Consider the following 13683-nt stretch of genomic DNA (forward strand, 5'->3'; position numbering starts at 1 on the left):
GTTGATTCTTGCCGAAGCTGACTCGCTACGTCTTGCGATAAAGAGACGTAGCGAGTTTTTTCTCTTCCTAGAAAATGATCTACATCGGTGTGTAACCACGTAGCATCATGTCATAAATCGGTTTAATCACAGATTCTTTTACCTTCCAAGCAAAGCGACTGCTTTTTAGAGGGTCAACGACTTGAAACGGTAGCGCTGTCATCGGTTGAAGAGTGAAGTCAAACTCCCACAGCATTGCATGACCCACATCTAAGATCATCGGACATGACGTGTAACCATCCCATTTCGCCATTAATGGTTTATCTTTTATTAGTGCCGTTAAGTTTTGTGTCACTACCGGAATTTGCGTTTTAACAGACGCCGCCGTCTTACCGATTGGCGTCCCTACATTATCTCCCAAGCCAAAAATATTGCTGTAACGCTTATGCTGCATCGTATATTGATCGACCTCTAGGTAGCCCTTAAATTGCTCGTTATCTGCCAATGGCGATTCTCTGATGGTTTTTATGGCCGTCATAGGGGGAGCAACATGAATAAAATCCCAATCAACGGTGTGTGTCGATTGGTCCGCTAATTGGAATGTGGCTTGTTTTCTACTCGTATCGACTGAGGTTAAGGTACGCTGAAAGTGTGAGTTAATGCTGCGTTGCTGCCAAATCTCACGTATCCGCTGGTCAAATACTTTAACTGAGAAAAGGAAATTCTCTGCCGTAAAATAGTCAAAAACAAATTTATCTCGATGACCGGTCTGGGCGACAAAGTATTCTACCAAGTTGGTCGCTTTCATTGGCGCTCCAGCGCATTTCATCGCCCCCTGCGGTCGAGTAAAGATGGCTTTACCACCTTGGCTATGGGCAAATGCTTGAGCTTGTTGATGACTAGCGATTCCGGCCTGCGGGCTGTAATAAATACTCGTTATCCCGTTTTGGCCAATTTCTTGCGGATCAAACCCGTCAATTAAGTCATAACGAAGTTCAACACCCGTCGCGACAATCAAATAGTCGTAGTTCACTAACAGACCATTTTCAGTCACCACTTGATTTCGCTCAGGCCGATACTCAATTACGGAATCTTCAACCCAACGCACACTAGCATCAATAAAACGTTCATTGGGACTAATCACATCACTGACTTGTGTATAAGCACCGGCAAGTAATAACGTTTGGCCCGGCTGATACCAGTGGAAACCACGTGGTTCTATCACGGTGATCGTTGCGCCGTCCAAATAATGTCCCAATTGATTGGCAATACCAATACCGGCCGCTCCCCCCCCCAACAATGACAATGTTAGCTTGAGTTTTGGTTTTATTTATCTGCCGATAACCTACCCCTACCGCGCCAACCCCAACGCCTGCTTTAAGAAACGTCCTTCGTGAAATAGCCATAGTGACTCCTAGGGTGTTCTCGCTTGACAATAATTTCTTTTATCGTCTAGCGAAATCATCGATCATGATTTCAAGCTCAAACACTTAAAGTCGGCAACCAGCACAGTAATCTCAACAATGACCAATCACAAGCATAGCTAAGCAGCAGCGTTAAGTAAAATGAGCGTCTAATGATTAAGGGGTTGTGTCCTTTTATCGAAATCGAATATAAGCAACCCCTTATAAAAGTAGTCAGTAGTTACTCTCAATACCAATGAGGATTGATTAAATTCGTAGACTCAGTCACACGCTTTCCAGTTTACAGTGTAAATTTCAATCCTCGTTTTATTGAAGGCTCAGTTTACACTGTAAATCACTCAATAACCGAGCGAGCTGGTGACGTAATACTTGCTCTGTTTGTTTACGTCCGGTATAGCCATGTGTCGCTGCACACTCTGTCCAAGTACGCTGTTGAATGACTTTTTCAATCAATAAATCTTCGATCACCATTGAGGATTGAAAAGCAGAATGAATGAGGAGTTTTTCAATCCACACTGCGACACTTTCATAATTCGCCCCGCCCATACTGTAACGAGTCAATAAATCAACCGGCAACGTTATTCGCTTCTCGGTTTTAGCTTCGCTCAATAACAAACAAACCGTCTTTGCAGCTAAGCACTGCAAACTATCTTTCAACTCGTAGAGCAAATGTGCTTGGAATTGCCGACGAGCTTGAGAGAGCCATTCAACGTGTCGAGCGTAGATCATCAGTAATGAAAAACAACCACTCGCTTGATCACGTTGTGAACCTAACTTGATGCTATGAAAACCATTGCGTTGCCAAAAATGGATAAGCTCCGGCGTAGCACCAAAGCTGGTAGCAACATAATCACAAGGATGGTGTTCAATAAAGTGAGTCAGTAACTGGCTGCCAATACCCAAATGTTGTCGCTGGGGATGAACCGCTATTCGCATCACTCGCCAACATTGCTGCTGCGCAGGCTTTGTTATTCCCATCTGATTGGCTAATGTAACCGGGGCAAGATGCCCCCGAGGACGACGCTGACCCAACTGAACCGATTCAATTAACTCTTGGTCCAACCCGCCTTCTTGCACCGCTAATAGACACCCAACCAGACACTGCTGATGGCTAGCAACGTAGAGCGTTAATTTTTCGTCACTCAACAAATGGAAAAGATCATTCGGCGAAGTTTGATAATGGGCATTAACTAATAAACCAAACGCCTCTTTTAACAAACTAGGTGACGCCAATAACTCGGTTTTCGATACACTAAAATAATCGATATTATCGAGCGTGATCGCTGCTAAATCCGACCGTAAATCATAATTGAGGAGAAAGGTCTCTCGATGCCAAGTCTCTAGAGGGTCTTGCGCAGCCCAGCGAATAGGTTGCTCCAAATGTAGGCAATGCGTTTGTGGTCGATGCTGTGCTAACCAGTGTTGAAATTTGAGCGTGAAACCTCGCCCACAACCTTCATAGCCATGAATAGTGGTCGAAAAGACCGCTCGATGATAACGCTCAACAAAACGATACAAAAACGGTAACGGCAGTGCTGCTGCCTCATCGACCAACAATAAATCACAGTCATGCTCATGTTGCTCCAGCTCATCTGGAGCAATAAACTGTAATTGAGAGGCTTGATAATCAATTTTATCTTTACTTACCTTTGCACCGGGTAAACCTTGCGCTGCAAAATAAAACACCGGAGTAATCGCCGATAAGCGTGGCGCTGTAATGATGATCTTGAGCGTTCGCGATTGCATTAACTTGGCAGCAGCGATACCTAAAGCGCTACTTTTGCCTCTACCGCGATCGGCGGTAAGTAATAATGGGCGCTTACGATGTCCAGTAACCACTCGAAGCATCGCCTCAACCGCTAATGCTTGTTCTTGGGTATGGCATGACTCAGGAACAAGGAAAGACTTAGGAAGGGCAGGAATATCGCTTTCGGTAACAATCAATAACTGCTCAAGTGCTCGAGTAAGCCAAATATTATCAGCGGCGGTAGGATTAACCTGATGACCGATAATAAACAGAAGCCCGCCACCAATTAACGTCCCTAAGGCAGCACTAAAACTATTAGCATCAAATCCTTGGCTAAAATCCATGATCAATACATGACATTCTTGACCTAAAAGACGCTGTCCTTGGTTATACGCTAACGAAGAAGCGGCGAAAAACGGAACACCACCAAGTTGTACAACACGATGTTCCTCTACTGTTGCAAGCCATGCTTGAAGAACATGCCGACTCCATGGTAGTTCACCAGACAGATAAACGGCAAAGCGGTGATTACGCTGTTGTGCACAGCGTTGGAGAGATTGGAAGTAGTTAAGATAATCGGTCGTTAAAGTCGTCATACAGATTCACATTTCATCATGATTTGGCAATGGTAGCACAAAGGTAAAGTGGATACGGTATCGGCTTGCGCGACACAATAAACATCATGCTAAGCCAAAGAATTGAGAAGGTTAAAATAATTGTTCTTAACGATAAATTATATTTGCTTTATTGAAACACCGATTTAACTAATTATGCATCTGAACACCAGCATTGGGCTGGACTTTAAGGAACGAAAATGCAATGAAATCTTTCATCAAAGGATTGGTCCTCGCAGCCGTCATTACTTCTGCTCAAGTGAGTGCGCAAGCACAAAGACTGAATGTTTACGCTTGGGGTGGCTACCTGCCAGAAAAATCACTCAAACAGTTTGAAGCTCAAGAAGGCGTTTCGATCCATTATTCAACCTTCGAGAATAATGAATCCATGTACACTAGGCTCAAACTTCTTAAAGGCAGCGGATATGATGTTGTTTTTGCTTCCGCTTATTTTATTGAAAAAATGGCTCGTGAAGGGCTATTGAGCGAATTGGATCACGCACAAATTCCAAACATGAAAGATGCTATGCCATCGTTATTAGGTCAAGCGCATGATCCAAAGAACCAGTATTCTTTGCCCTACATTTGGGGCATTACTGGCCTTAGCTACAACGCTGCTTATTTGCCTAACGGAATTTCTCGCTGGGCCGATCTGTGGGACCCGAAATATGTCCGTCAAGTCATGCTGATTGATGATATGCGTGATGTATTTGGTATGGCACTGAAACTCAATGGATTTAGTATCAATACCCAAAACGAAGCAGAAATAGAAAAGGCTTATCAATCATTGGTTGCCTTAAAACGTAATGTATTGCTGTATAACTCTGATGCGCCGCATGTACCTTATGTTTCTGGCGAAGTCGCCCTAGGCATGCAGTGGAATGGCAACGCATTCCAAGGCCAAGAAGAGCTACCAGAGCTTACCTTCGTGATGCCTGAAGAAGGTGCTGTACTATGGATGGATAACTTTACTATTCCTTCCGGTAGTAATAATAAAGCACTAGCCCATAAATTTATTAATTTTATGTATCAAGCTGAGAATCAAGCCGAGATAGTAAACAGTTTAGGTTATGCATCCGCAACGCAATCAGGAAGAGCTTTATTAGCGGACGAACTACGTAATAATCCGTCGATTTTTCCTTCTGATGAAGAGATGCAAAAAGGCGAATTTATTAACGATGTAGGCCCAGAAGCGCTCGTTATTTATGAACGCTACTGGCAGCGTCTGCGTAATCAATAATCGTCCATACACTTAACATAAAAAAAGACAGCCCATTTTATGGGCTGTCTTTTTTTATGTTGAAAGAAAACGATACCGAGTTAGCTAAGTTTCTTTTCGAGAAAGTCTAAAATCTCTTGAGCCAATTGGTCATCAACTTTTTGGATATTCAGCGTTAATAGCGGCCCTTTACGCTGATAGTTGACTAGGCCTTTGACCAGCTCAATTTTATTATTCAGCGTTTTTTTCGGTGGCGAAAGCTGCTCTATCCAAGATTCTATCGTTTCTGTGACCTCTTTGGTGATCCGAGTAACCCCTTGAGACTGACAGTGTTGCCAAACAAAGCCATTGGCTTGCTGACATTTATCTAACAACTCTTTTTGCTGATCAGGTGTTAATTCATTAAATTGCTTATGTAATTTAACGATGGTCGGTCGACCAAGTTCAACCACATTTGGGTAAGCTTGTAACAGGGCTAGAGGCAGTGAAGCCGCCTTTAGCGCTCCGCTGACTAACGCCTCACTGCACTGAAACATCTTAGCTAACGCTTTTTGATCTTCTGCTGCTCCACTATCAAGCTGAGCTTGCATTTCTTTGCCTTTTTCATACAGAGATAAGGGCTTATGTGCATTCGCTACATCAGACAAAAATTTAGCATGATCGCTAGTGATATTATCAGCGACATAAACTAAAAAATCTTGCTTGGCAATCAAACACGATTTACGACGGCGACTACCATCTAGGATCTCAATTTGTCCGTTCTCAAGCCGACGACCGACAGCCGGATATTGCTGCCCACGCTCACGTAACGTATTGAGAATATCGGCCAACGCATGTTCGTTAAGGAATGATTGCTCACGCGCATTTTGAGTAAAAACAGAAGTACGACTATCAATCTCTGAAGCCGGTATACGAATAAGTTCAAAAGTTACCATCGCTTCACCGGCAACGGTTAACTCAATGATCTGCGCTTGGGCTTTAGCAGCGGCTTGTGCCTCTTGCGGGGTAGAGGCCCGTCTTTTATCGGCTTTACCGAACAATTTAGCGTTCAGATCAGATGTTTTTATGGCCATGAATTACTTACCCCTGATTTAAAGAAAGCCAATGTGAATGCAAAACACGCTCTAGCTCAAGTGCGCTTTTTTGCACCGCGTCTTGCGCTGTGGCTAAGGTTTTTTTACCGCCCTCAAAATCACTCGTCGTTAAATCAAACACGGTACTGTAGGTATCAGCACAAGTTTCAAAAGCACGGCTGCGTGGAATAGTAGCCATCATCACTTGCTCGCCCAATAAATAGTTCATCTCGGTTAATACAGAAACTTGCTTTTTATTATCGTCTTCAAACATCGTTGGCATTAAACGAACAAACTCTAGCCCTTTCCAATCATCTGGAAACATTTCATAAACCGTTGGCAAATGCTGGAAAAAATTCACGGTTGATGCCCAGTCAAGACGTTTTGCCGCACAAGGGATCAATAATGCATTTGACGCGTACATAGCATTCCACACCAAAGGATCAACGTGTGGTCCAGTGTCAATCATGATAATGTCGAATTCATCGGCAATTTTATCAATCAACTTCTCTTTCAACAAACGAACAATGTCTAACGATTGATTTTTAGACAGTGATTGCCAAGCTTCAGCGTTAAACATGGCATCTTCAGGGAAGGCTGAGATGGTTTTTAAATTCGGGTATTGGGTGGGCAGTAACACATTTTTTTTCAAAAATGCCGTATCTATCTCGGTCCCTTCGGGAAAATTATCGAGCATAATATCAACCGCAGAGTAGATATTACTGTGTTCTGCCAAACTAATTTGAGGATTCAAAAATAGACGTAAAGACCCTTGCGGATCTAAGTCAATCAAACAAATGCGATAACGCTTATCCAAATTTAGTGCTAAACAAGCCGCTAAATGCACCGCCGTCATCGACTTACCCGTTCCGCCTTTTTGGTTTTGAACATTAATGATCCAAGGCTTATTCTCAGTATTTTTTTTACGCTGGTGGAACTTCAATACACCAGCAGCATCCATAAGCATGTGTGCTTCAGCCAATGAAATCGAGTAATGGTTAGCATTATTTTTAGTGAATTGATGACCAGCGGCTTCTAGTTTAGCAATCGCTTCATCAAGTTTACGTCGTGTTAAGCCCGAACGTGTTTCCATCAATGCTTTTGACATCGGAGGGAAGTGCTCATCGCGACGTTCTTCTAATACAATCTCTATTCGATCAGCTTGCACTTGCTGAGTTTGCTCGGCGAGCCTGTAGAGATTTTCTATCGTTTGTTCTCTTTTCATAGCCATTCTCATCATCCGTTAATGACCATAATTGTACAGCAATAAACATACAATACAATAAAAAGGTGAACATACAATTTAGGACAGAAATCACAATAAATAGATTTTATAACACCAATAGAGAAACATATGACAAAATGCTGACAGTTTTTTGATTAATTTCTACGGATAACCCGGCAACAAAAGCAAAACCATAAAAGTGTCACAGCGTCACTTATTTACAATGTAAACTCTGCTATCCATTATTATCCAATCAGTAGCCAAAAGAAGAAGGAACGTCATCAACAAAAATATCACAAAAGAAACCATCCTAATCAGGTAATAAAACCACGCATTTTTCTAACCACCCGCGAGAGGAGGGATATAAACCATTAAAAATCCCTTTAAAATAATCAAGATAGACTTATCACAATAATAAAACCTCTCTTTCGTATAAAACTTGACCTAAAAATTGAAGATTAGTAATCATCGGAACGATTATCCATCATCGATAAATTACGGTTGGTGTCATTTCAATCATAACCTGAAATAGTGAAACAACGTGTCAATGTGGTCATCAGCATGACTCTACCAACCTTACAAGGCTATTTGCACATCTATACTCTCAATATTTCGGTTTATATTCACCAAAAACCACTGAGTAAGGTTATCGAGACTCAAATCCATCTTAAATACTGTGTACGATCTTAAGAATGGAGGAGGGAGAAAATAGGAAGCATGATCATGGCTTGAATGATGATCATGCTTCCTAGGTAAAACCCCTATGATGGAAACATGATCAAGGAAGAAAATCGACGAATCACGTTTATTCGGATCAGTTAATCGTAGGATCCAAGATCGGAAAGATGATCAAGTGAAGAAAAATCACCGGAAGCATGATAAATACCAGATAATTTACGGAAGACGTCAGTTGCAATCAGGCTTTATCGATTATCTCTCTTTCACGATGACCAATAAAAACAGCAACAGAAACCGTGCAAAATCATCATAATCAACATGATCATGCTTTCGTAACACAGGAAAATAGACAAATAAACACTGACCGTTAAAATGATGGACCCAAAAGGTAAAACCGAATCGAAAATAGATACGCGCTTTAATCAAAGATCTCAAAATACCGATTTGATGATCATGCTTCCTGTCATGTTTACATATCAATGAGCCATCAATTTGAGAAAAGAAGCTTCAACGATAAGCTGCCTGTGGATAACCTGTAGAGAAACCGTGATCATTGATCCGAAATCATAATGATCATTGATTCGTCAGTCACATGATCACGCTTCAGTGATCGTTTGATCATGCTTTCTAATAACTATTGATCATCGTTGCGAATAAGTCATGATCATGCTTCTTGTTGAACTATTTTTTTATCAATTAAATACAATAGGTTAGCCGTGAAAATCCTGTCAGATCATATGATCATACTAATCAATATAGATCAGAATAATCAAAAAGATCAGTTATTTAAAAAACAGAAATTTTCCTTTATTTATGATCTTTTTTTGATTATGCTCTTGGAACTATGGCGATATTACGGCTTGTGTGATACGGAACTAATCATGGCATCAGAAGAAAAATTGTTAATCAAAGCACCACGAAGCCACAAAGATGGGCATCTTTTTGTCGTCTCAGAAACCGCGGTAGACTGGATCGAACAGTATCAACATTTCAAGGGTGTCACTAAAAGTATCATTGAATTGTTAAACTTAATCTCGCTTAGAGGCTTTCGCAGCAAAGATGGTTTAGTGTCTACAACAGAATTGATCGAAGCAACGGATGGTCAGTTGACCAGAGCGGCCATTCAACAAAGGTTACGTGCCGCTGTTGCCATTGGACTATTTAAACAGATCCCAGTTCGTTTTGAAGAAGGTCTGGCAGGCAAAACCATGCTTCATCAGTTTGTTAATCCTAATCAGCTGATCTCCGTATTAGGTTCAACCAGTCTCATCACCGAATCCGTAAAACAAAGTGAAAAACGTAAACGTTCAAAGGCACTAGCACAAACACAAGTTAACCAACGTTTGTTACATGAGCATGGTCTTAATACGCCTCCAGCAATGAAAGACGAAGCTGAGCAATTTGTTGTCTCTCCAACCAACTGGGCAGGGATCATTGATCAAGCATTAGCACCACCACGCACACGCAAAAGTTATCAAAAATCGATGGTATCTATCTCAGGAACTCGTGCTGTGATTGAAACGCGATCATCTAAAAACATCATGACGGTCGATGATCTTATGACCCTGTTTGCTCTGTTTACCTTAACAGTACAATATCACGATCATCATCAAGAAGATTATCAGCTCAATGCGAAATACGTTCCTAATAAAACTCCGTTGTATATCACAGACATTTTGTCGTTAAGAGGTAAAAAAGACAGTGGTCCAGCGCGAGACTCGATTCGTGATAGTATTGATCGCATTGAATTTACCGATTTTCAGTTACACGAATTAACCGGTCGCTGGCTGAGTGAGAATATGCCTGAAGGCTTTAAAAGTGATCGTTTTCGTTTTCTAGCACGCACGATCACCGCGTCTGAAGAAGCACCCACAGAAGGCAGCGATGGTGAAATTCGCATTAAACCCAATCTGTATATTTTGGTATGGGAGCCCTCATTTTTTGAAGAATTGATGACCAAAGACTATTTCTTCTTGTTTCCACCTGAAATTCTTAAACAACATACATTAGTCTTCCAACTCTATTCGTATTTTCGTAGCAGAATGTCACGTCGCCATACCGATACTATGATGTTGAGTGAGCTTAATCAGAAATTAGCTCGCAATATCGAATGGCGGCGTTTTTCGATGGATCTGATCCGCGAGTTAAGACGATTGTCTAACGATGAAGATAAAACCGGTGATTTTACGGTTAATTTATGGGGTTACCATTTAACGATCAGTGAGCTGGTTGAACAAAGTAAAGTGGTTGATTATCAAGTTGCCATAAAATGTGATGTAGAAGAGGTACTGCGTTATTCTCGCGCCAAGACCACTAATGCAGGTAAGCGTAATATGGCGCCAACGTTACCGAACCCATTGCGAAATGAAATGGTTTCAAAACAAAGGCTTCAAGAGTTATCCGAAATTATTGATGGTGAATTTGAACCGATACAACGTAAACCGTCGACGCCTCGTGGTCGATTAGGGCGACGAGTGAAGTTACGTAAGCATCTGGTTGAGATCAACGCAGATGAAATCACCATAACCTTATCCAAATATACCTCAGCAGAGGCGCTAGAACGAAGCATAACGGCTTTAGCAGCCATGACTGGGCATGCCCCTTCATCCATTCGTGAAGAGTGTCAGGAATTGATTGATAAGCTCGATTGGCTAAAAGTGGATGATTGCGTCGTACCTTACAGCACGTTGAGTAAGGTGATCGAGCTGTATAATACTCAGCACCGCAATAAACACCTTTCAATCGAGCGATTAATCTCTGGCTTAGCGGTTCGTCGTAAAGTCTGTAAGTTAGTTTATGAAGAGCATATCGACGATACGGTGTTCCGTGCCTTAGATGAAGTGGCTATCGGCGTTTAATCCGCTGTTATTCTCTATCCAATCACGTCCCCTAAACCATCTCTCGTTACCGCTTCTGAGCGATAACGGGAAATGGTTTCGTAAAGTGAATAGAGTTCACCGATGAGCACGAAGACTTTCAGGCAACTTGGAACAACAGCAACCCACCTTGATCATGCTTTCATTACTTATCAATGATTGAATTATCGATGACTGCCTATTTAACGAACTGATCAGTAAAATATTTTTCCGCACTAGTTGATTTAGTGAATTTTTTACCGATAATCCGCTCGATGTACTTCTATACTCAGAGTGAGCAGAAAATAATTGAGTCATTTATCGATTATGATAAATGAACCATTGCTTAAGTCACACTCTCGCTAAAATCTGCTTAACAAGGTTTTGGCCTTTTGTTACAGATAACTGGTTCCTAGCATGGTTTGTTCGGAGGTTGCAATGTCTATAAATTCAATTGACCATGATGAAATGACTAACATCGCCAATAAATGGGATGTTGAGGTTACGGAAGAAGCAGAAATGCAGCGTCCTAGCAAAACGCTGAAGTCTGCGCAGGCTCGTCGTCGCATTGAAATGCTACGCGATATTCGTGAAAGTGGTTTAACGATTGAAGAAGCCAAAGAGTTAGGTCTTCTTCACTAAATCACGAAAGATGATTGCGTTTGAAGAGTGACGAATGATCCTCTTCAAGTGGTTTTACGGTTAAAATGCATGAAACCGTTAATAAAGCAGGGTGGCTAAGGCCGCCCTTTATTTTTGATGATTTCTTGGCTTAAAGCAGCCCAAAGCACGATTTTGACTCTTAATTTTTACCATTCCTATGCTATATTTCGCATCACGTTTTTACTGATTGTGGGTTTACTAATGTCTTTTAACCTTGCGTTGCTGGATGCGGAGCAGAAAAACAAGATAGAGCTTGATAAGCAGGCCTCTTTTTTAGTTTGGCAGATCAAGCAGGCTAAATGTGGACCGGAAGCGATCACTAAGCAGCTAACCAAGCTGAACTCTGAACAAGAGAAAGCTTGGTTTCAGCAGTCAGTAGATAAGTACAAACGAGTAATGGGCGTAGCGTAGCGTTCATGATTAAACAGCCAAGATCACTCTTGATTGCTGTAACCATCGCATTTAATTGAATAAGAGAGAAGATCCCGATGGGAAGAAGTTTTGAAGTGCGCAAAGCCGCTATGGCGAAAACTCAAGGCGCAAAAATTAAAGTTTATTCCAAGTACGGTAAAGAAATTTACATGTGTGCAAAAAATGGTGGCACAGATCCAGATATGAACTTATCTCTACGCCACCTGATCTCTAAAGCAAAAAGAGATCAAGTTCCTGCCCATGTTATTGATAAAGCGTTAGATAAAGCAACAGGCGGTGGCGGTGAAGATTATCAACCTGCCCGCTATGAAGGTTTTGGCCCAGGTGGCGCAAGCGTGATCGTTGATTGTTTAACCGATAACGGTAACCGTACTTATCAAGACGTTCGTCAATGCTTTGTGAAAACTGGAGCGAAAATTGGAACTCCAGGCGTCGTTGCACACATGTTTGATCATCAAGCGGTCTTTCAATTCAAAGGCAGTGACGAAGAGGCGATCCTTGAAGCGCTGATGATGGAAGACGCCGATGTGACGGATATTGAGTTGGACAACGATGTGATTACCGTGTTTGCACCTCACACCGAGTTTTTCAAAGTGAAAACGGCATTGGCTAATGCTTTTCCTGATTTAGTCTTAGATGTTGAAGAAATCACATTCGTGCCACAAAATCGTACCGCTGTGACGGGTGAAGATGCTGAAAAATTCCAGAAATTCCTCGATTTATTGGATGACTGTGATGACGTTCAGCAGGTTTACCATAACGCTGACGTCGAGTAATGATGAATAGCCGAGCTTGTCTCGGCTTTTTTACGTCTTTAGCATGTCAATCTTATTCAATATAGGGAAATTATTATGAAAGTCAGTTTTCTTGGTTTAGGTGTGATGGGGTATCCGATGGCTGGGCATTTAGCCAATGCGGGTTTTGAAGTGAGGGTTTTTAACCGTAATCAGCAAAAAGCCATTGATTGGTCTCAGCGATTCTCTGGTCACGCGGCAATGACCATTGCTGAATGTGTCGCTGATGCTGATGTCGTATTGATGTGTGTCGGTAATGACGATGATGTCCGTAGCATTACGCTTGGCCAGCATGGCGCGCTATCAGCAATGAAGCCAAATGCTATGTTAGTCGATCATACTACGACGTCCGCTGAGCTTGCCCGAGAGCTTGCACAAGCGGCGAAAGAGCAGGGAATAAGCTTTATGGATGCTCCGGTCTCTGGCGGACAAGCTGGCGCTGAGAATGGGCAATTGACCATTATGTGTGGCGGAGAGCAAACGCTATTTGAAAAGCTACAACCTGTTTTTGCCGCTTATGGTCGTTCTGCAGTACGGATGGGAGAGGTTGGTCAAGGGCAAAGTGCTAAGATGGTCAATCAAATTTGCATCGCTGGCATCTTAAATGGACTGTCTGAAGGTTTGTTATTAGCTGAAAAAGCAGGCTTAGACGTTCCAACCATGATCGCTTGTTTAAAAAATGGCGCCGCAGGCTCTTGGCAAATGGAGAATCGTGCAATCAGTATGGCTGAGAACCGCTTTGATTTTGGTTTTGCTATTGATTGGATGATCAAAGATCTGCAGTTTTGTCTTGATGAAGCTGAGCGTCATGGCTTGTCTTTACCGCTGACGGAAGTAACGGCGCAACGTTATCGTGATTTGTCTGCTCAGGGGCTTGGCCGGATGGATACCTCGGTTTTAATCAAAGCTCTTAGGGATTGATCTTTTACCGCTGACGTCTCTTAGTCATCATCGATGATGGGGGAGGGACAACACAAAAC

General features: G+C 42.1%; 10 protein-coding genes. 6 read left to right on the forward strand and 4 right to left on the reverse strand.

Annotated features, from left to right (window positions below; translation table 11 throughout):
- Positions 1-79: 79 nt before the first annotated feature.
- Both FKN93_RS12605 and FKN93_RS12610 read right to left on the reverse strand, forming a co-directional pair.
- The gene (locus tag FKN93_RS12605) at positions 80-1285 is read right to left on the reverse strand and encodes an FAD/NAD(P)-binding oxidoreductase (protein WP_170905223.1); all 1206 of its coding nucleotides are present in this window, start codon (positions 1283-1285) and stop codon (positions 80-82) included.
- A gap of 424 nt (positions 1286-1709) precedes the next feature.
- Positions 1710-3746: a GNAT family N-acetyltransferase gene (locus FKN93_RS12610; RefSeq protein WP_170905224.1), complete on the reverse strand. Its 2037-nt coding sequence runs from the start codon at positions 3744-3746 to the stop codon at positions 1710-1712.
- Between the two features lie 223 nt (positions 3747-3969).
- Here FKN93_RS12610 and FKN93_RS12615 point away from each other — a divergent pair, with 223 nt between their 5' ends.
- Entirely contained in the window at positions 3970-5004 is a 1035-nt protein-coding gene (locus FKN93_RS12615; RefSeq protein ID WP_004396834.1) for an extracellular solute-binding protein, read from the forward strand.
- An 80-nt stretch (positions 5005-5084) separates the two neighbouring features.
- Here the strand turns inward: FKN93_RS12615 and FKN93_RS12620 are convergent, their stop codons facing one another.
- Positions 5085-6056, reverse strand: coding sequence for a ParB/RepB/Spo0J family partition protein (locus FKN93_RS12620; protein ID WP_170905225.1), 972 nt, complete (start codon positions 6054-6056; stop codon positions 5085-5087).
- Between the two features lie 7 nt (positions 6057-6063).
- On the reverse strand, positions 6064-7281 hold the full coding sequence (locus FKN93_RS12625; protein WP_040905504.1) for a ParA family protein: 1218 nt from the start codon (positions 7279-7281) through the stop codon (positions 6064-6066).
- 1559 nt (positions 7282-8840) lie between these two features.
- On the opposite strand from FKN93_RS12625, the gene FKN93_RS12630 reads away from it, so the two are divergent.
- The 5 genes from FKN93_RS12630 (at position 8841) to FKN93_RS12650 (ending at position 13624) form a co-directional block, all read left to right on the forward strand.
- Positions 8841-10817: a replication initiator protein RctB domain-containing protein gene (locus tag FKN93_RS12630; RefSeq protein WP_170905226.1), complete on the forward strand. Its 1977-nt coding sequence runs from the start codon at positions 8841-8843 to the stop codon at positions 10815-10817.
- A gap of 435 nt (positions 10818-11252) precedes the next feature.
- Positions 11253-11456, forward strand: a complete 204-nt coding sequence (locus FKN93_RS12635) for a hypothetical protein (RefSeq protein ID WP_004396838.1) — start codon at positions 11253-11255, stop codon at positions 11454-11456.
- A 222-nt stretch (positions 11457-11678) separates the two neighbouring features.
- Complete coding sequence (locus FKN93_RS12640) at positions 11679-11888, forward strand: DUF3283 family protein (protein WP_170905227.1); 210 nt, start codon at positions 11679-11681, stop codon at positions 11886-11888.
- A gap of 77 nt (positions 11889-11965) precedes the next feature.
- On the forward strand, positions 11966-12685 hold the full coding sequence (locus FKN93_RS12645) for a YebC/PmpR family DNA-binding transcriptional regulator (protein WP_170905228.1): 720 nt from the start codon (positions 11966-11968) through the stop codon (positions 12683-12685).
- 75 nt (positions 12686-12760) lie between these two features.
- Entirely contained in the window at positions 12761-13624 is an 864-nt protein-coding gene (locus FKN93_RS12650; RefSeq protein ID WP_170905229.1) for an NAD(P)-dependent oxidoreductase, read from the forward strand.
- Positions 13625-13683 lie beyond the last annotated feature (59 nt).

Origin of the sequence: Vibrio sp. A8-1, from assembly GCF_013048685.1 — a bacterium.
GTDB classification, from domain to species: Bacteria; Pseudomonadota; Gammaproteobacteria; order Enterobacterales; family Vibrionaceae; genus Vibrio; species Vibrio metschnikovii.

Coding starts and splice junctions, on each gene's coding strand:
- FKN93_RS12610 (WP_170905224.1), bottom strand. CDS start 3,746: ATGACGACTTTAACGACCGATTATCTTAACTACTTCCAATCTCTCCAA.
- FKN93_RS12615 (WP_004396834.1), top strand. CDS start 3,970: ATGAAATCTTTCATCAAAGGATTGGTCCTCGCAGCCGTCATTACTTCT.
- FKN93_RS12620 (WP_170905225.1), bottom strand. CDS start 6,056: ATGGCCATAAAAACATCTGATCTGAACGCTAAATTGTTCGGTAAAGCC.
- FKN93_RS12625 (WP_040905504.1), bottom strand. CDS start 7,281: ATGAAAAGAGAACAAACGATAGAAAATCTCTACAGGCTCGCCGAGCAA.
- FKN93_RS12630 (WP_170905226.1), top strand. CDS start 8,841: ATGGCATCAGAAGAAAAATTGTTAATCAAAGCACCACGAAGCCACAAA.
- FKN93_RS12635 (WP_004396838.1), top strand. CDS start 11,253: ATGTCTATAAATTCAATTGACCATGATGAAATGACTAACATCGCCAAT.
- FKN93_RS12640 (WP_170905227.1), top strand. CDS start 11,679: ATGTCTTTTAACCTTGCGTTGCTGGATGCGGAGCAGAAAAACAAGATA.
- FKN93_RS12645 (WP_170905228.1), top strand. CDS start 11,966: ATGGGAAGAAGTTTTGAAGTGCGCAAAGCCGCTATGGCGAAAACTCAA.
- FKN93_RS12650 (WP_170905229.1), top strand. CDS start 12,761: ATGAAAGTCAGTTTTCTTGGTTTAGGTGTGATGGGGTATCCGATGGCT.